The 17242-nt window shown below is 51.4% G+C and carries 18 protein-coding genes; all 18 read left to right on the top strand.

Going from position 1 to position 17242, the window contains the following annotated elements:
* Positions 1 to 61: 61 nt before the first annotated feature.
* The 18 genes from ACTNCH_RS07390 to ruvA all read left to right on the top strand — a co-directional run bounded on the left by ACTNCH_RS07390 (position 62) and on the right by ruvA (position 17238).
* A complete protein-coding gene (locus tag ACTNCH_RS07390; protein ID WP_441017449.1) occupies positions 62 to 916 on the top strand; it encodes a M15 family metallopeptidase in 855 nt (284 codons plus the stop codon).
* Between the two features lie 123 nt (positions 917 to 1039).
* Positions 1040 to 1219, top strand: coding sequence for a hypothetical protein (locus tag ACTNCH_RS07385; RefSeq protein WP_441017446.1), 180 nt, complete (start codon positions 1040 to 1042; stop codon positions 1217 to 1219).
* A 47-nt stretch (positions 1220 to 1266) separates the two neighbouring features.
* Positions 1267 to 1506, top strand: coding sequence for a hypothetical protein (locus ACTNCH_RS07380; protein WP_441017443.1), 240 nt, complete (start codon positions 1267 to 1269; stop codon positions 1504 to 1506).
* Between the two features lie 151 nt (positions 1507 to 1657).
* Positions 1658 to 3190 carry a cardiolipin synthase gene (gene cls / locus ACTNCH_RS07375; RefSeq protein WP_441017440.1) on the top strand — a complete coding sequence of 511 codons (1533 nt, stop codon included), beginning with the start codon at positions 1658 to 1660 and terminating at the stop codon, positions 3188 to 3190.
* A gap of 22 nt (positions 3191 to 3212) precedes the next feature.
* Positions 3213 to 3632, top strand: a complete 420-nt coding sequence (locus ACTNCH_RS07370) for a CBS domain-containing protein (RefSeq protein ID WP_441017437.1) — start codon at positions 3213 to 3215, stop codon at positions 3630 to 3632.
* Positions 3633 to 3833: 201 nt separating this feature from the next.
* Complete coding sequence (locus ACTNCH_RS07365; RefSeq protein ID WP_441017434.1) at positions 3834 to 5228, top strand: acyl-CoA carboxylase subunit beta; 1395 nt, start codon at positions 3834 to 3836, stop codon at positions 5226 to 5228.
* Between the two features lie 13 nt (positions 5229 to 5241).
* The gene (locus ACTNCH_RS07360) at positions 5242 to 6051 is read left to right on the top strand and encodes an OadG family protein (protein ID WP_441017431.1); all 810 of its coding nucleotides are present in this window, start codon (positions 5242 to 5244) and stop codon (positions 6049 to 6051) included.
* Between the two features lie 31 nt (positions 6052 to 6082).
* The gene (locus tag ACTNCH_RS07355; protein WP_186873490.1) at positions 6083 to 6454 is read left to right on the top strand and encodes a biotin/lipoyl-containing protein; all 372 of its coding nucleotides are present in this window, start codon (positions 6083 to 6085) and stop codon (positions 6452 to 6454) included.
* 37 nt (positions 6455 to 6491) lie between these two features.
* Entirely contained in the window at positions 6492 to 7640 is a 1149-nt protein-coding gene (locus ACTNCH_RS07350; RefSeq protein WP_441017426.1) for a sodium ion-translocating decarboxylase subunit beta, read from the top strand.
* A 245-nt stretch (positions 7641 to 7885) separates the two neighbouring features.
* Complete coding sequence (locus ACTNCH_RS07345) at positions 7886 to 9292, top strand: oxaloacetate decarboxylase subunit alpha (RefSeq protein WP_178038571.1); 1407 nt, start codon at positions 7886 to 7888, stop codon at positions 9290 to 9292.
* Between the two features lie 128 nt (positions 9293 to 9420).
* Positions 9421 to 10647: an NAD(P)/FAD-dependent oxidoreductase gene (locus ACTNCH_RS07340; RefSeq protein WP_441017422.1), complete on the top strand. Its 1227-nt coding sequence runs from the start codon at positions 9421 to 9423 to the stop codon at positions 10645 to 10647.
* Between the two features lie 11 nt (positions 10648 to 10658).
* Positions 10659 to 11315, top strand: coding sequence for a (d)CMP kinase (gene cmk / locus ACTNCH_RS07335; protein ID WP_441017419.1), 657 nt, complete (start codon positions 10659 to 10661; stop codon positions 11313 to 11315).
* An 11-nt stretch (positions 11316 to 11326) separates the two neighbouring features.
* Positions 11327 to 12178, top strand: coding sequence for a 4-hydroxy-3-methylbut-2-enyl diphosphate reductase (gene ispH / locus ACTNCH_RS07330; protein WP_441017416.1), 852 nt, complete (start codon positions 11327 to 11329; stop codon positions 12176 to 12178).
* Entirely contained in the window at positions 12159 to 13268 is a 1110-nt protein-coding gene (rpsA, locus tag ACTNCH_RS07325; protein ID WP_158362033.1) for a 30S ribosomal protein S1, read from the top strand. The genes ispH and rpsA overlap by 20 nt, the downstream gene beginning before the upstream one ends.
* A gap of 100 nt (positions 13269 to 13368) precedes the next feature.
* Complete coding sequence (locus tag ACTNCH_RS07320) at positions 13369 to 14298, top strand: putative ABC transporter permease (RefSeq protein WP_441017413.1); 930 nt, start codon at positions 13369 to 13371, stop codon at positions 14296 to 14298.
* A 37-nt stretch (positions 14299 to 14335) separates the two neighbouring features.
* Positions 14336 to 15646 carry an electron transport complex subunit RsxC gene (gene rsxC / locus ACTNCH_RS07315; RefSeq protein ID WP_441017410.1) on the top strand — a complete coding sequence of 437 codons (1311 nt, stop codon included), beginning with the start codon at positions 14336 to 14338 and terminating at the stop codon, positions 15644 to 15646.
* 15 nt (positions 15647 to 15661) lie between these two features.
* Positions 15662 to 16609 (top strand): RnfABCDGE type electron transport complex subunit D, encoded by a 948-nt coding sequence (locus tag ACTNCH_RS07310; RefSeq protein ID WP_441017407.1) that lies wholly within the window; start codon positions 15662 to 15664, stop codon positions 16607 to 16609.
* 2 nt (positions 16610 to 16611) lie between these two features.
* Positions 16612 to 17238, top strand: coding sequence for a Holliday junction branch migration protein RuvA (gene ruvA, locus ACTNCH_RS07305; protein ID WP_441017404.1), 627 nt, complete (start codon positions 16612 to 16614; stop codon positions 17236 to 17238).
* Positions 17239 to 17242: the final 4 nt, after the last annotated feature.

Here is a 17242-nt window from a genome sequence, read left to right as displayed (position 1 = left end):
CAGGCTCTTTTCTTTTATACTGAAGAACGGACAAAAGACGACAAAAAACGAAGGAGACCTTATGACCGGACGACAGAAAAAAAGAGCCTGGATTTTCACGGGAGTGGTGTGTACCATGCTTGGCATGGGTGTTTTTATCGGCCAGGTATACGCCCAGAGCCTGGATAAACCGGTGCTGACTACGTCGGAGGAAGCGCTTCCGGATGTGTTGGAAGCGGAAGATACGAAGAATTTTGTGACAGAATACACAGATGATGAAGAAAGAACGGAGAATACGGAGGAAAATCTGCCGGAGGACTGGAATCTGATTCTGGTCAATAAGACCCATCCGATTCCGGAGGATTATCAGGTGGAGCTGAAAAGCATTGGCAGCGGACATCAGATTGACGCCCGGGCCTATGATGATTTCAGAGCCATGATTCAGGCCTCAAAGAAGGACGGGGTGACCATTTACGTGACCTCTTCCTACCGGGATCTGGAAAAGCAGATTACCCTGTTTGAGAAAAAGACGGATTCCTATGTGAAGCAGGGATACTCCCTGGAGGACGCCAAAGCGAAAGCGGGGCAGGTGGTGGCGGTGCCCGGCACCAGCGAACATCATCTGGGACTGGCTCTCGATATGGTTTCCTCAGAATACCGGAGACTGGACGAAAAACAGGAACAGACAAAGGGCTTTCAGTGGCTGAAGGAGCATAGCTGGGAATACGGCTTTATCCTGCGCTATCCCAACGGGAGCACGGACATAACAGGGATCATCTATGAACCCTGGCATTTCCGGTATGTGGGCCTGGAAGCGGCAAAGGAGATCTACGAAAGCGGCGTGACGCTGGAGGAGTACCTGGGCGCGAAGCCTGTCGCAGAAGGCGAGGCCGTGACCTATGATTACCGGCCGGAGAGGAAAGAAGAGGCTGATTAACCGAAAAAATCCGGAAATAATTGACAATTTAAGGAGGACAATATATCATAAGATTGTAAATGCAGTAGATTGAAATGAAGCAAAATGGACAATCTGTTACCTGATTATGGGGAGGAAAACGACATGGAAATTACGGTGCTTCTTAACAGAATCTTGGTGGTTGCGGTATGTATCTTTTTTGTGTTAGGCGTTGTGTTTTACTTCAAAGGAAGAAAAATAAAAAGCTATAAAAAGAGCCTGAGCTGTTTCGGCATCTATGTTGTATTGAATGCGATTCGCCTTGTACTGGAAAAGTTTTCATAAAAAGAAACGTGCCGAAAGAGAACTCAGATTTAAGGGAGGAAGGCTCTATGCAGGGAAAAGAAATCTGGACCGGAAATTTTATCACGATTCTTTACATTTTTATGTCTGTACTATGGACGCTTCATTCCATCTCCAAAGGAGTCTGGCTCGACGCCGGAATCGGTATCTTTATGACCGTTTTCGGCCTTGCGGGGCTCCTGTTTTGCAAAGATAAGCGAAATTGGCTGGTGGATACAGTTGTTGTCCTTGGAATTATCGCTTTTATTGTGAAATACTTTGTGCTTTAAATAACAGATTTAACAAACGTCTTTGGAAGGCGAAGGACTGTAAACAGAAATTTACAGTCCTTAAATTTTTGTGAAATCAGGTTCCCGCCGGTTGGAAACTGTCGGAAAATATGTTACCATAGATTGATACATACGAAAGAGGGGAGTCATCATGAAAAAAATCCTGGAAAAGGTGCTGAACCGTCTGGTAGTGTTCGGCGTACTGCTGGCCATACAGCTTGGCTGGTTTCTGCTTCTGTTTACGAAGCTCGTCAATTATTCCAACGTTTTATCAATGGTCCTGCTGGTCTTAAGCGTTCTGGCAGTGCTGTGGATTATTAACACAGAGGACAATCCGGCCTACAAGATAGCCTGGATTATCCTGGTTCTGGTATTTCCGCTTCTGGGCGGTCTGTTCTATATGATGGTCGGCCATAAGCGCCCGTCTAAGGGGATGCGCAGAAGGCTGGATGCGGAGCGCAGCCGGACGGAGAAAGAGCTTGTGCAGGGAGAAGCGGTGCTTGATAAACTGGGAAAAATGGACAGAAGAGTGCGCGGCTCTGCTTACTATCTGATGAAGACTGGCGGTTATCCGGTCTGGGATCATACGTTGGCTACTTATTATAAGATAGGAGAAGAGTATTATGCGTCTTTTCTTGCGGAACTGAAAAAAGCGGAACACTTTATTTTCATGGAATTCTTCATCGTAGGGGAAGGAAAGATGTGGGACAGCATTCTGGAGGTTCTGGAGGAGAAGGCTGCGGCCGGCGTGGACGTGCGCTTTGTCTATGATGATCTGGGCTGTGTATCGCTGCTTCCGCCTGCCTACAGCAGGATTCTGGAGTCAAAGGGCATTAAGAGCTTTGCCTTCAATCCCTTTATCCCCTTATGGTCCCTGGTGATGAATAACCGGGATCACCGGAAAATTGCGGTGATTGACGGACATACGGCCTTCAGCGGCGGGATTAATCTGGCAGACGAGTATATCAATGAAAAAGAGCGCTTTGGTCACTGGAAGGATACGGGCTTTATGCTGAAGGGCGAGGCAGTCTGGAATTATACGGTCATGTTTCTGCGTATGTGGAATGCCTACCGTCACACAGATGAAAGCTATGAGCCCTTCCGGCCCCATGTGTGGCATCCGGAAGCCTTTGAAGGCGAGGGCTTTATCCAGCCCTACAGCGATTCGCCCCTGGATGACGAACGGCTGGGTGAAAATGTATATCTGAACATACTGAACCAGGCAAAGGATTACGTGTATATCTTTACGCCGTATCTGATTGTGGATCATGAGATGCAGACTGCGCTGTGTCTGGCAGCCAAGCGGGGAGTCGACGTGCGGATTATGACGCCGGGCATTCCGGATAAGAAGACCATCTTCCAGCTTACCCGCTCCTATTATCCGGTGCTTCTGAAGGCAGGCGTGCGTATTTTTGAATATACGCCGGGCTTCCTTCACGCAAAATCCTTTGTCAGCGATGACGAGGCTGCCGTAGTGGGCACCATCAATATGGATTACCGGAGTCTGTATCTGCATTTTGAATGCGGTACCTTCTTCTATCGCAATTCGGTGGTGGCAGACGTAAAGAAGGATAGTCTGAACACCATGGCGAAGGGCAGGGAGATTCACTTAAGCGATACCAGACAGGGCTTCTTCGGCCGCCTGTTCTGCGCGGTACTCCGGGTGTTCTCGCCACTTCTGTAACCGAGAAAGGGGTTTTATCATTATGAATATCTTATTTTTTCTGAAACCGAAGGCAGAGGTAGCTTATCTCTACGAGGATTTTTCCATGCGTCAGGGCCTGGAAAAGCTGGAACGCAGCGGTTATACGGCGATTCCGGTCATCAACCGTCAGGGAGCGTATATCGGGACGATTACGGAGGGCGATTTCCTCTGGTCCCTGAAAAATAAGTTTTCCCTGGATTTGAGGCAGGCGGAGGAGGTGCCCCTGAGCACCGTCAGACGGAGAATGCACTGTGATCCCATTTCCATTGATTCGAACATGGAGGATCTGGTGTCAAAGGCCATGAACCAGAACTTTGTGCCGGTTATCGACGACAAGGGAATTTTTATCGGAATTGTAACGAGAAAGGACATTATCGAGTTCTGTTATAAGGCTTATACAAAGACAAAGCAGGAATCTTAAAGAAGCTTCCGAAAAAAGAAATGGTGTCGCGCCATTTCTTTTTTTATACATATATAACAAGTTTTTAGGGGAAAAAGCAAAAATCATGCATATTTCATATTGATTCCCTGTTCATTTTTTGCTAAAATTAATCCCGATATCGTTTTGTATCAATGGCAGGTTATACAATACACTATCAAATAAATATTTGGAGGGCTGGAAATGAGTAATACAGCACAGAGCCCGGCTTGCAGAAGAATTGAAGGTCTGTTGGACGGGAACAGTTTTGTGGAAATCGGCGGACAGGTGACTGCCAGAAGCACTGATTTTAATCTGCAGCAGTCTAAGTGCCCGTCAGACGGAGTAGTTACCGGCTATGGTCTAATTGACGGTAATCTTGTCTATGTGTACAGTCAGGATGCTTCCGTACTGAACGGAACCCTGGGTGAGATGCATGCAAAGAAGATTGTACGTCTGTACGAGCTGGCATGTAAGATGGGAGCACCGGTCATCGGTCTGATCGACTGCGCGGGTATCCGTCTGCAGGAGGGCGTAGACGCCCTGAACGCGTTCGGAGAGATTTATACCCAGCAGACGCTTGCGTCCGGAGTTGTTCCGCAGATTACGGCAGTATTCGGAAACTGCGGCGGCGGACTGGCTATGGTACCGGGACTTACAGATTTTACCTTTATGGAAGAGAAGGACGCAAAGCTCTTTGTGAATTCTCCCAATGCCATCGCAGGCAACAATACAAAGAAGTGTGACAGCGCTTCCGCTGCGTTCCAGGCAGAAGAAGCAGGCAGCGTAGATGTAGTTGCGGATGAGGCAGGTATCCTTGCTCAGATTCGCGCGCTGGTAAGCATGCTTCCCGCAAACAATGAGGAGGATTCCTCCTATACCGAGTGTGTGGACGATCTGAACCGTGTATGCGCAGAGCTTCAGGGCGTAGAGTACTCCGCATCCTATATCCTTTCCACCATCGCTGACGGCAAGGTTTTCTTTGAGACAAAGGCAGCTTACGCAAAGGATATGGTAACAGGCTTTATCCGTCTGAACGGCATGACCGTAGGTGCGGTAGCCAACGGAGAGCAGGAGATGACAGCACGCGGTGCTCAGAAGGCAGCAGAGTTCGTAGAGTTCTGTGACGCGTTCAACATCCCGGTTCTGACCATTACCAATGTAAAGGGCTTTAAGGCTTCCCTGTGCACCGAGCGCAATATCGGCAAGGCAGCGGCAAAGCTTACCTACGCATTCGCGAACGCAACCGTTCCAAAGGTGAATGTAATCGCAGGCGAAGCTTACGGCAGCGCTTATGTGATGATGAACAGCAAGGGAATCGGCGCGGATCTGGTATACGCATGGAAGGACGCGAAGATCGGCATGATGGACGCTTCCCTGGCAGCAAAGGTCATGTATGCGGACGCGGACGCTGAAACCCAGAAGGAGAAGGCGGCAGAGTACGCGGCTCTTCAGGACAGCGTAGACGCAGCGGCTGCACGCGGTTATGTGGACACCGTTATCGAGGCGCAGGATACAAGAAAGTATGTGATCGGCGCGTTTGAGATGTTATTTACCAAGAGAGAGGACCGTCCGGCGAAGAAACACGGAACCGTCTAAGAGGAGTGAGAGTATGAAACGAAGCTTGAATAAATTATCGGCTCTGCTGCTCCTTATGGGACTTCTTGTACTGACCGGCTGCGGCGCAAAGGAAGCGCTTCCCGAGGAAGAGCTTTACCAGAGCAAGCTTGACAGCTGTGTGAATATGCTGGTTGGTACAGACGCAGCGACACTGGAGGCTCAGTTAAACAATCTGGAAGAGAACTATGATGATTTTGAGCAGCAGGTAGCTCTGTATCCCTATATCGGCGGAACCGGACAGAAGTTTGACTTTACCGCAGACGCTTACTTAAGCCTTCTGAAGTCATACGACGCAAACCTGGATGAACTGGGTGATTTCGTAGGCGTGGAGGAATATGAAGGCGGTACCACGGATAAGGACGGCAATGTAACCTACAGCGCTGTCTATGAGTTCACCGATCATAACATGCGTCTGAGTCTGGAGTTTGATAAGGACAACATTATTACAACCGTAACCATGGACCCCATTTACAGCAAGGGTGAGATTGCCGAGAAGGCAGCCCTGAATACCCTGATCGGTATGGGCTCCGTATTTGCTGTGCTGATTCTTCTGGCGTTTATTATTTCCCTGTTCCGGTATGTTTCCGTATTCGAAAATCGCGGAAAGAAGAAGGCAGAGACAGAAAAAGCAGCAGCACCGGTACCGGCAGCGGCAGCGCCTGTGGAAGCGGCGCCTGCAGACGATCTGCAGCTTATCGCCGTCATCACCGCGGCAATTGCGGCGGCAGAGGGTACATCTGCAGATGGCTTTGTAGTACGTTCTATCAAGCGCAGAAGCAACAATAAATGGAAAAAAGCATAACGCATGCTCATATTTAGGAGGATTCATAGAGATGAAAAATTATACAATTACCGTAAATGGCGTAGCTTATGATGTAGTCGTTGAAGAAAAGGGCGCAGGCGCAGTAGCAGCAGCTCCCGCAGCGGCAGCTCCCGCAGCAGCACCGGCACCGGCAGCAGCTCCGAAGGCAGCAGCTCCCGCGGCAGCAGGCGCAGTAGCAGTAAAAGCTTCCGTACCGGGCAAGGTACTGAAGGTAGAGGCAAGTGTCGGACAGGCAGTGAAGTCCGGTGACAGCATCATCATTCTTGAGGCAATGAAGATGGAGATCCCGGTAGTAGCACCCCAGGACGGCACAGTAGCAGGCATCAACGTAAGCGTAGGACAGGCTGTAGAGTCCGGAGATTTACTGGCATCCCTGAACTAATGGCATAGCCTTAAGAGAAATCAACGGAGGTTAAGACATGGGATACATTTTAGAAACCCTGGGAAACCTCATGCATCAGACCGCGTTTTTTAACCTGACCTGGGGAAATTACGTCATGGTCCTGGTGGCATGCGTGTTCCTGTATCTGGCTATCAAAAAAGAGTACGAGCCTCTTCTTCTGGTTCCGATCGCTTTTGGTATGCTTCTTGTAAATATTTATCCGGATATTATCGCAAGTCCGGAGGAAACATCAAACGGAGTAGGCGGACTTCTGTACTACTTCTATGTACTGGATGAGTGGTCTGTCCTGCCGTCCCTGATCTTCATGGGCGTCGGAGCCATGACCGACTTCGGTCCGCTGATCGCGAATCCGAAGAGCTTCCTTCTGGGAGCAGCAGCTCAGTTCGGTATTTTCGCAGCTTATCTGGGCGCTATGCTCATGGGCTTTTCCAACAAGGCGGCAGCGGCTATCTCCATCATCGGTGGAGCAGACGGCCCGACTTCCATCTTCCTGGCCGGAAAGCTGGAGCAGACCGCTTTGCTTGGACCTATTGCGGTAGCTGCTTATTCCTATATGTCTCTGGTTCCGATTATTCAGCCGCCTATCATGAAGCTGCTGACAACCGAGAAAGAGCGTAAAATCAAGATGGAGCAGCTTCGTCCGGTATCCAAGCTGGAGAAGATCCTGTTCCCGATTATTGTAACCATCGTTGTCTGCCTGATTCTGCCGACCACCGCTCCGCTGGTAGGTGCCCTGATGCTGGGTAACCTGTTCCGCGAGTCCGGCGTGGTACGTCAGCTGATGGATACAGCGTCCAACGCCCTGATGTACATCGTTGTTATTCTGCTTGGTACCTCCGTAGGAGCAACCACCAGCGCAGAGGCATTCCTGAATATCAGCACATTGAAGATCGTAGCCCTGGGTCTGATTGCGTTCGCGTTCGGTACCGCGGCCGGCGTTCTTCTGGGCAAGCTTATGTACGTGCTCAGCAAGGGCAAGATTAACCCGCTGATCGGTTCCGCCGGAGTTTCCGCAGTTCCGATGGCAGCCCGTGTATCACAGAAGGTAGGAGCGGAGGCAGATCCGACCAACTTCCTGCTGATGCATGCAATGGGACCGAACGTAGCCGGAGTTATCGGTACAGCCGTAGCTGCCGGAACTTTTATGGCAATTTTTGGAATTTAACCGAATCAAGTAAGTCCCCTGCTTCAATTGCGAAAAGCAATAAGCAATGGGTGGGGACTTGCTTGTATCAGGAGGGGTACAAGCTCCTTCTGATAAACTGCGGAGCAGTTATTCGGTTATGAGCAAGTAGCGAAGCGGATTGCGAATATCCGCTTTAATGATGCCAGGCTCAAAAAGTCAGATGTCATTCGCGCTTGCACGATAAGGCATATGACTTTGAAGCCGTAATAATAGGAGGAACTATTATGTCAGATATGAAACCGGTACAGATTACCGAGACTATACTGCGTGACGCACATCAGTCTCTGATTGCTACACGTATGTCCACAGAGCAGATGCTGCCCATCGTGGAAAAACTGGATCAGGTAGGCTACCATTCCCTGGAGTGCTGGGGAGGAGCTACCTTCGACGCATCCCTTCGTTTCCTGCATGAGGATCCCTGGGAGAGACTTCGTAAAATCAAAGACAAGGCAAAGAAAACTCCGCTGCAGATGCTATTCCGTGGACAGAACATTCTGGGTTACCGTCCCTACGGTGACGATGTAGTAGAGTACTTTGTACAGAAATCTATCGCAAATGGTATCGATATTATCCGTATCTTTGACTGCCTGAACGATCTGCGTAACCTGCAGACAGCAGTAAAGGCTGCTAACAAAGAGAACGGCCATGCACAGGTAGCGCTGTCCTACACCCTGGGTGACGCTTACACCCTGGAGTACTGGACCACCATGGCGAAGAACATTGAGGAGATGGGCGCTAATTCCATCTGTATCAAGGATATGGCCGGCCTGCTGCTTCCGTACAAGGCTACTGAGCTGGTTAAGGCACTGAAAGAGACCGTCAAAATTCCGATTCAGCTGCATACACACTATACCTCCGGCGTGGCTTCCATGACCTACTTAAAGGCAGTAGAGGCCGGCGTAGACGTCATCGACTGCGCAATGTCTCCCTTTGCTCTGGGAACTTCCCAGCCGGCAACCGAGGTTATGGTTGAAACCTTCAAGGGTACTCCCTATGATACAGGTTATGATCAGAAGCTTCTTGCTGAGATCGCGGATTACTTCCGTCCCATGCGCGACGAGGCTCTGGAGAGCGGCCTGCTGAATCCGAAGAACCTGGGCGTTAATATCAAGACCCTGCTGTATCAGGTACCGGGCGGTATGCTGTCCAACCTGACTTCCCAGCTGAAGGATCTGGGCGCTTCCGACAAGTACTACGAGGTACTGGAGGAGGTTCCGCGTGTACGTAAGGACTTCGGTGAGTGCCCGCTGGTAACTCCGTCCTCCCAGATTGTAGGTACACAGGCTGTTATGAACGTAGTAGGCGGCGAGCGCTACAAGATGGTAACCAAGGAGTCCAAGGATCTGCTGTCCGGACACTACGGAAAGACAGTAAAGCCTTTCAATCCGGAGGTTCAGAAGAAGTGTATCGGCGACGCCGAGGTGATCACCTGCCGCCCGGCAGACCTGGTTCCGAACGAATTGGAGACTCTGGAGAGCGAGATGAAGCAGTACGAAGAGCAGCCGGAGGACGTTCTGACCTACGCACTGTTCCCGCAGGTAGCTACCGACTTCTTCAAGTACAGAGACGCACAGCAGAAGAAGATGGACGCAACCGTTGCGGACACCGAAAATGGAGCATATCCGGTTTAATCCGGTTAAAAAAATCACAGATTGCCGATAGGGCAAAAATGTGGTACACTAACAGCGTTGGCGAAACCCGCCAACGCTGTTTTTGGATTCTATTTTTAATTTTAAATGATCATAACAGGAGTTTGCGGATGAGTAAGGTTTTAATCGTGGGCGGCGGCGCAGCCGGTATGCTGGCCTCCATCTTCGCGGCACGTAACGGTCACGAAGTCCACGTCTATGAAAAAAATGAAAAGCTGGGTAAGAAGCTGTATATCACAGGAAAGGGGCGCTGTAATCTGACCAATGCTTGCGATATGGACGCTCTTTTTGCCAGTGTGCGGACCAATTCCCGGTTTTTGTACAGCGCTTTCTATGGTTTTACCAATAAGGACGCTATGACCTTCTTTGAAGAGGAGGGATTGAAAATCAAGACCGAGCGGGGCGAGCGGGTGTTCCCCCTGTCGGACAAATCTGCAGACGTCCTGGATACTCTGCGGCGCAGCATGCGCCGGGCCGGCGTAGAGATTCACCTGAATATAGAGGTGAAGGAGCTGATTCTGGAGGACGGACAGGCCAGGGGGCTGATTCTGGCAGATAAGACCCGGGTGGACGGCGACGGAGTGATCGTAGCCACCGGAGGGCTTTCCTATCCGGTTACGGGCTCGACCGGCGACGGATATCGCTTCGCAAAGGAAGCGGGACATAAGGTGACAGACTGTATCCCTTCCCTGACACCTTTCAATATCCGGGAGGATTTTGTAAAAGAATTACAGGGACTTTCCCTGAAAAATGTGGAGCTTCGCATTTACAACGGGAAAAAAGAGGTGTTCCGGGAGTTTGGGGAAATGATGTTTACCCATTTCGGCATTACGGGACCGCTGGTGCTGACAGCTAGCAGCTTTGTGGGAACTCTGGCAGCCCGGCAGGAGCTTCGGGCTGTGCTGGATCTGAAGCCTGCCTTAAGCGAGGAACAGCTGGATCAGAGGGTGCTGAGAGAGTTTGACGCGAACCCCAATAAAAGCTTTAAAAATGTCATCGGCAGCCTGTTTCCGGCAAAGCTGACCCCGGTCATGATAGGATTAAGCGGCATGGATCCGGATAAAAAGGTTCATGATATCTCCCGGGAGGAACGGTTGAATTTCGTAAGGCTGACTAAGGGCCTGTCCATGACAGTGACCGGACTTCGGGATTATAAGGAAGCCATTATCACCAAGGGCGGCGTGGCGGTAAAGGAGATCAATCCTTCCACCATGGAGTCGAAATTAGTAAAGGGATTATATTTTATCGGCGAGGTGCTGGATCTGGATGCGGTGACCGGAGGCTTTAACCTTCAGATTGCCTGGTCCACAGCCTACGCGGCCGGTAATGCGATATAGAGGAGGAACATATGAGTTATCAGATAGCGATTGACGGACCTGCGGGAGCAGGAAAAAGTACCATTGCCAAGGCAGTAGCAAAGAAGCTGGGCTATATTTACGTGGACACGGGAGCCATGTACCGGGCTATGGCGCTGTATCTGCTGCGTCAGGGAATCCGGGCGGACGAATGTGAAAAAATCAGCGCGGCAAGCCGCGACGCGGACATTACGATTGTATACCGGGACGGTCTCCAGCAGGTGCTTCTGAACGGGGAGAATGTGACCGGCTTCTTACGTACCGAGGAGGTAGGTAATATGGCTTCGGCGTCTTCGGTCAACCGGGACGTGCGCCTGAAGCTGGTGGAGCTTCAGAGAGAACTGGCTGAGCGGGAAAACGTCGTGATGGACGGCCGGGATATCGGCACCTATGTGCTTCCGAAGGCCAATGTAAAGGTATATCTGACGGCCTCCCCAGCCTGCCGCGCGAAACGCCGTTACGATGAGCTGACCGAAAAGGGCGAGAGCTGCGATCTGGCAGCCATTGAGGCAGATATTGTGGAACGTGACAAGCGGGATATGGAGCGGGAATTCGCGCCTCTTCGTCAGGCAGAGGATGCGGTTTACGTGGATTCCTCTGATATGACCATCGAAGAGGTGATTGAGGCGATTACCGCCCTGATCCGCTAGAGGAGGCGCATATGGAAGTAAGGCTTGCGAAGACGGCCGGGTTCTGCTTCGGCGTGCGCCGGGCGGTGGATACGGTATACGGGCAGATAGAGAAGGAGAAAGGCCCTATTTACACCTATGGCCCCATTGTACACAATGAGATGGTGGTGCAGGAGCTGGAGAAAAAGGGTGTCCGCGTCCTGAACTCCCTGGAGGAGCTGAAGGAACTGACCGGAGGCACCGTGATTATCCGGGCCCACGGAGTGGGAAAGGAAGTCTATGATCTGCTGGAGCGGCAGGGCGTGAATCTGGTGGATGCCACCTGTCCCTTTGTCAAAAAGATTCACCGGATTGCCCAGAAGGAGGAGGCCAACGGCCGGCGTATCCTGATTATCGGAAATGCGAAGCACCCGGAGGTGGAAGGAATCCGGGGCTGGTGCAAAGCGCCCTCCTACGTGGTGGAATCCCCGGAAGAGGCGGAAAACCTCAGGATTCCGGCGGATGAAAAGCTGTGTATCGTATCCCAGACGACATTTAATTACAATAAATTTGAAGATATAGTTGAAATTATTTCAAAAAAGGGGTATGATATAATTGTTTTAAATACGATCTGTAGTGCAACAGAGGAGCGGCAGACGGAAGCCCGGGAAATTGCAGCCGATGTAGATGCGATGATTGTGATCGGGGGACGTCACAGCTCCAACACACAGAAGCTATTTGAAATATGTAAAAAAGAATGTGAAAATACTTACTATATACAGTCACTTGATGATTTGGATTTGAAGACATCGCAGTCCATCCGTTGCGTAGGTATTACAGCAGGGGCTTCGACCCCAAACAAAATTATTGAGGAGGTTCAAAAACATGTCAGAATTAAGTTTTGAACAAATGCTTGAAGGTTCACTGAAAACAATAAGAAACGGAGAGGTTGTCGAAGGCACTGTGATTGATGTCAAAGAAGATGAAGCCATTTTGAACATTGGCTACAAATCCGACGGTATCCTGACCAAGAGCGAGTACAGCAACAGCCCGGTAGACCTGACCACAGTGATCCATGTAGGCGATACAATGGAAGTTAAGGTTCTGAAGGTAAATGACGGCGAGGGACAGGTTCTCCTGACCTACAAGCGTCTGGCAGCAGAGAAGGGCAGCAAGCGTCTGAAAGAGGCTTTTGAGAACGAGGAAGTTCTGACCGCACCGGTTACCCAGGTTCTGGACGGCGGCTTAAGTGTTGTTGTAGATGAGTCCAGAGTATTTATCCCGGCAAGCCTGGTATCTGATACCTATGAGAAGAATCTGGCTAAGTATGAAGGCCAGGAGATCAGCTTCGTAATTACAGAGTTCAATCCGCGCCGCGGCCGTATCATCGGCAACCGCAAGCAGCTGATCGTTGCTGAGAAGGCAGAGAAGCAGAAAGAGCTCTTCGAGCGCATCCATGTAGGCGATGTGGTAGAGGGCGTTGTTAAGAACGTAACCGATTTCGGTGCATTCGTAGATCTGGGCGGAGCAGACGGTCTGCTTCATATCTCTGAGATGTCCTGGGGACGCGTAGAGAACCCGAAGAAGGTATTCAAGGTTGGCGAGAAGCTCAATGTTCTGATTAAGGATATCCGTGACACCAAGATCGCCCTGAGCCTGAAGTTCGAGGATCAGAATCCGTGGCTGTATGCTGCAGATAAGTATGCAGTAGGCAATGTAGTTACCGGTAAGGTAGCAAGAATGACAGACTTTGGCGCATTCGTAGAGCTGGAGCCGGGCGTGGACGCACTGCTTCACGTATCCCAGATTTCCAGAGAGCATGTGGAGAAGCCGTCTGACGTACTGAGCATCGGTCAGGAGATCGAGGCAAAGGTTGTAGATTTCAACGGCGAGGATAAGAAGATTTCCCTGAGCATGAAGGCTCTGCAGAGCAATGAGAATGCCGGAGATGTTGAGGACGTAGACATCGACGCAGTAGCTGCTGAGGAAGAGTAAGCATTGAATTAAAAACGGATATACACAGACGGGAGGACAGGCACTTGGGCGTGCGTGTCCTCGTGTATTTTCCGGGAACATTTACAGGAGAGAAAACAGCATGTGGGAGATACAGATTGCCGGAACAGATATATACCATATTATCAACTGGTTTTACATTTACAGCTTCCTGGGGTGGCTCTGGGAAAGCTCTTATGTGTCGTTCAAAGAAAAAAAGCTGGTCAACCGTGGTTTTGTCACCGGTCCGGTCTGTACCATCTACGGGTTCGGCGCTGTGATCGTCTACCTGATTCTGAAACCGATTTCCGGAAATATCATCCTGTTGTATCTGGGCGGAGTTATCGTACCGACGATTCTGGAATATGCTACGGCGGTGCTGATGGAAACGCTCTTCCATACCAGCTGGTGGGATTACAGTAAGAACAAATATAATTTCCAGGGACGGATTTGCCTGGGAGCCTCCCTGGGCTGGGGCGCCTTTTCCGTGATTCTCTTTTATGTATTCCAGCCCTTTGTGGAGCGGATTGTGGCGTTGTACAGCGCGGCCACCGGAGAACTTCTGGTGCGGATCGCGACCCTGGTCTATGCGGTGGATTTCGGTATGTCCTATATGAACGCCATGCAGATTGGCGAGAAGCTGCGGAATATGGACGCGGTTATGGACGAGCTTTACGAATATATTCAGAACAGCAGGCTGTATGAGAGTACAGAGGAGCTGAAGGGCCGTCTGGCGCATTATCGTCTGAATGAGTACGTGCCGGAGCTTAAGCACCGGCTTGAGGAACGGGTCAACGCCATGGTTGCCTTTGCCGGTGAGACGCCGGATGAGCTGAGAAGCCGTCAGGAGAACAGAAGGGCAGAGCTGGCAGAGCGTATCAGCGCAGCGCAGAAGCGATTTGAACGCCTGAAGGGCATGGGCAACGTATTTACCAGACGTACCATGAACGCGTACCCGAATATGAAGTCCCGGGCACAGGCGCTGAAGGAGCGGGCGATACGCAAGGTTGGCAAGGATTCCAGAGAACAGTAACGAGTTGAAATAAAAAATACCGGAGTGATAAAAATTCATGGCACATGTGACCTTTAAGGGCGGAGTGTTTCCGCACAAGAGAAAGCGGTTTACGAGAGAAAAAGCATTGGAGGAGTATCTGCCGAAGGGAGATCTGATCTATCCCCTGCGTCAGCATATCGGCGGCACGGCAGTGCCGGTGGTGGCTGTGGGAGACCGGGTACTGGAGGGACAGCTGCTTGCGAAGGCAAGCGGCGATATCTCCACGCCGGTTCATGCGTCGGTGTCCGGTACGGTAAAGGCGATTGAGCCGCGGAAAACCGTATCCGGAAAAGAGATTCTGTCTGTGGTAGTCGAAAATGACGGCCTGTATGAGAAAATGCCGGTTCCGGAGATAAAGCCATGGCAGGAGCTGGAGGTGGGCGAGCGCCTGCGCCGGATCCAGGAGGCCGGAGTGGTCGGCATGGGAGGAGCCGGATTCCCGACCCATATCAAGCTGGCAGTACGGAATCCCAAGAGAATCCGTTATGTTCTGATCAATGGCACCGAATGTGAGCCCTATATGACCAGCGATTACCGCAGAATGCTGGAATCACCGGAGTGTCTGGTGGAGGGACTTCGGATTGTTTTGAGCCTTTTTGAGCGTGCCACCGGTATTTTTGCCGTGGAGGATAATAAACGGGACGCTATTACAGCCATGCAGCTGGCCAGCGGAAGTGAACCGCGGATGGAGGTCCGGGTATTGGAAACCAAGTATCCCCAGGGCGCGGAGCGTATGCTGATCTACGCCTGCACTGGCGCGGAGATCAACGCGTCCCAGCTTCCGGCGGACGCGGGCTGTATCGTACTGAATGTGGAAACGCTCCACGCCATCTATGAGGCGCTGGTTCTCGGCCTGCCGGTGACGAAGCGGGCTGTGACGGTGACCGGAAAAGCGTTGAAGGATCCGAAAAACTTCCTGGTTCGGATCGGCACCAGCTTTTCGGAGCTTCCGGAGGCTGCGGGCGGTTACGCGAAAAAGGCTGAAAAGTATGTCTGCGGAGGTCCCATGCGGGGCGTGGAAATGAAGAGTCTGGAGGTTCCGGTAACGAAGACGGTCACAGGCTTTCTCTGCATGAGCCGGGACTATTCCGATAAACCCGGCGTATGTATCCGGTGCGGAGCCTGTGCGGAGGCCTGCCCCATTTCTCTGCTTCCCACGAAGCTTTCTGACGCGGCGGAGGCAGAAAAGGAACAGGAGTTCCGGGATATGAACGGTATGGAATGTCTGGGCTGCGGAAGCTGCAGCTTTGTGTGCCCGGCCAGAAGACTGCTGGCGCCTTCGATTCAGGAGATGCGTCGGAAGCTTCTGGGACAGGGAAAACGATAGGGAGGATCGAATCAGATGGAAGAAAAAAATTACAGATGGATCTTTCCCCATGTAAAGGGAACGATGACTACGGAGGGCATGATGCGTATGATGCTTCTGGCGCTTCTTCCCGCGGAGATTTTCGGCATCCTTCATTTCGGACCGCGGGTACTTTTACACCTGTTGATATGTATCGTTACCTGTACCCTTACCGAATTTACCTATGAGGCCTTTCGGGATAAGCCGCTGACCGTGACAGATGGAAGCGCCATGGTAACAGGCGTGCTGCTGGCTCTGATGCTGCCGGTGAACGCGCCTCTGTGGCTGGGAGCGCTGGGCGGTATCTTTGCCATCGGCGTGGTTAAGCTGCCTTTTGGAGGCCTTGGAAAGAACCGACTGAACCCGGCCCTTTCAGGCTATTGCCTGCTGTTTCTGGCTTTTCCGAAATATATGAAGGATTACAGCTTTGGAAGCTTTGGTTCCCAGACGCTTCTGGGACAGCTTTTATCCGGACAGACCGTGGATCCTTATCCAATGCTCTGGGGTAATACCAACGGCAGTATCGGTACGGTATCGGCGGCGATGCTGCTCCTTGGCGCGGTACTGCTGCTGGCCTTTGGTATCATTCATCTGCGGATTCCGGCGGCGATTGGGATCTCCTTTCTGATTACGCTGTTTCTTGGCGCAGGAAAGGGCTTTGATCAGCTCTATTTCACTACACAGTTTCTGGGAGGCGGCCTGATTCTGGGAGCTTTCTTTGTGGCGACGGACTGCGTGACGTCACCGATTACGAGAAAGGGCCAGATCTGGTACGGCGTTCTGATTGGCGTCATGACGGCGGCACTTCGGCTGGCCGGGATAGAAGAGGGTATGGTGTACGCAATCCTGGTATCGAATCTGTGCGTACCGTTTATAGAACAACTGACGGTACCGAAGCCCTTCGGAAGAAGAAAACCGGTACAGGTTTCACAGAATAGGAGATAGTCATGATTGCGTATATCAAAGGTACTTTAGCTTATGCAGAACCGGAGGAAGGCGTGGCAGTTCTGGAGAGCGGCGGAATCGGCTATCGAATCCTGCTTTCTGGACGGGATCTGGATCTGCTGCCCCCGGTGGGAGAGGAGCTTCGCCTGTATACGCACCTGCAGGTACGGGAGGATGCCTTCGTTCTGTTTGGCTTTTTTACGAAGGAGGATCGGAAGCTGTTTCAGCAGCTTCTGGGAGTCAGCGGAATCGGCCCGAAGGCTGCCCTGGGCGTACTGACGGCATTGTCTGCGGACGATCTGCGCTTTGCCATACTGGCAGATGACGCGAAGACGATAGCAAAAGCGCCGGGTATCGGCCTGAAGACAGCCCGGAAGCTGATTCTGGAGCTGAAGGATAAGCTGAGTCTGGAGGAGGCCTTTGAGACCCGGCTTGAGAATGCCGGACAAAAGGAAGCCAGAGGAACGGCTCCGGATCTGAGCGAAGCCCGGAATGAGGCGGTAGAAGCGCTGACAGCGTTGGGTTACTCCGCTTCGGACGCCTTGAAGGCCGTAAGAAAGGTAGAGGCGGCTGACGGTATGACCGTAGAGGAGCTTTTGAAGGCGGCGCTTAAATACATCAGCTTCTAGGAGA

Origin of the sequence: Candidatus Merdisoma sp. HCP28S3_D10 (assembly GCF_052065835.1) — a bacterium.
Taxonomy (GTDB): Bacteria; Bacillota; Clostridia; order Lachnospirales; family Lachnospiraceae; genus Laedolimicola.
This window is presented reverse-complemented; position numbering and strand designations above follow the sequence as displayed.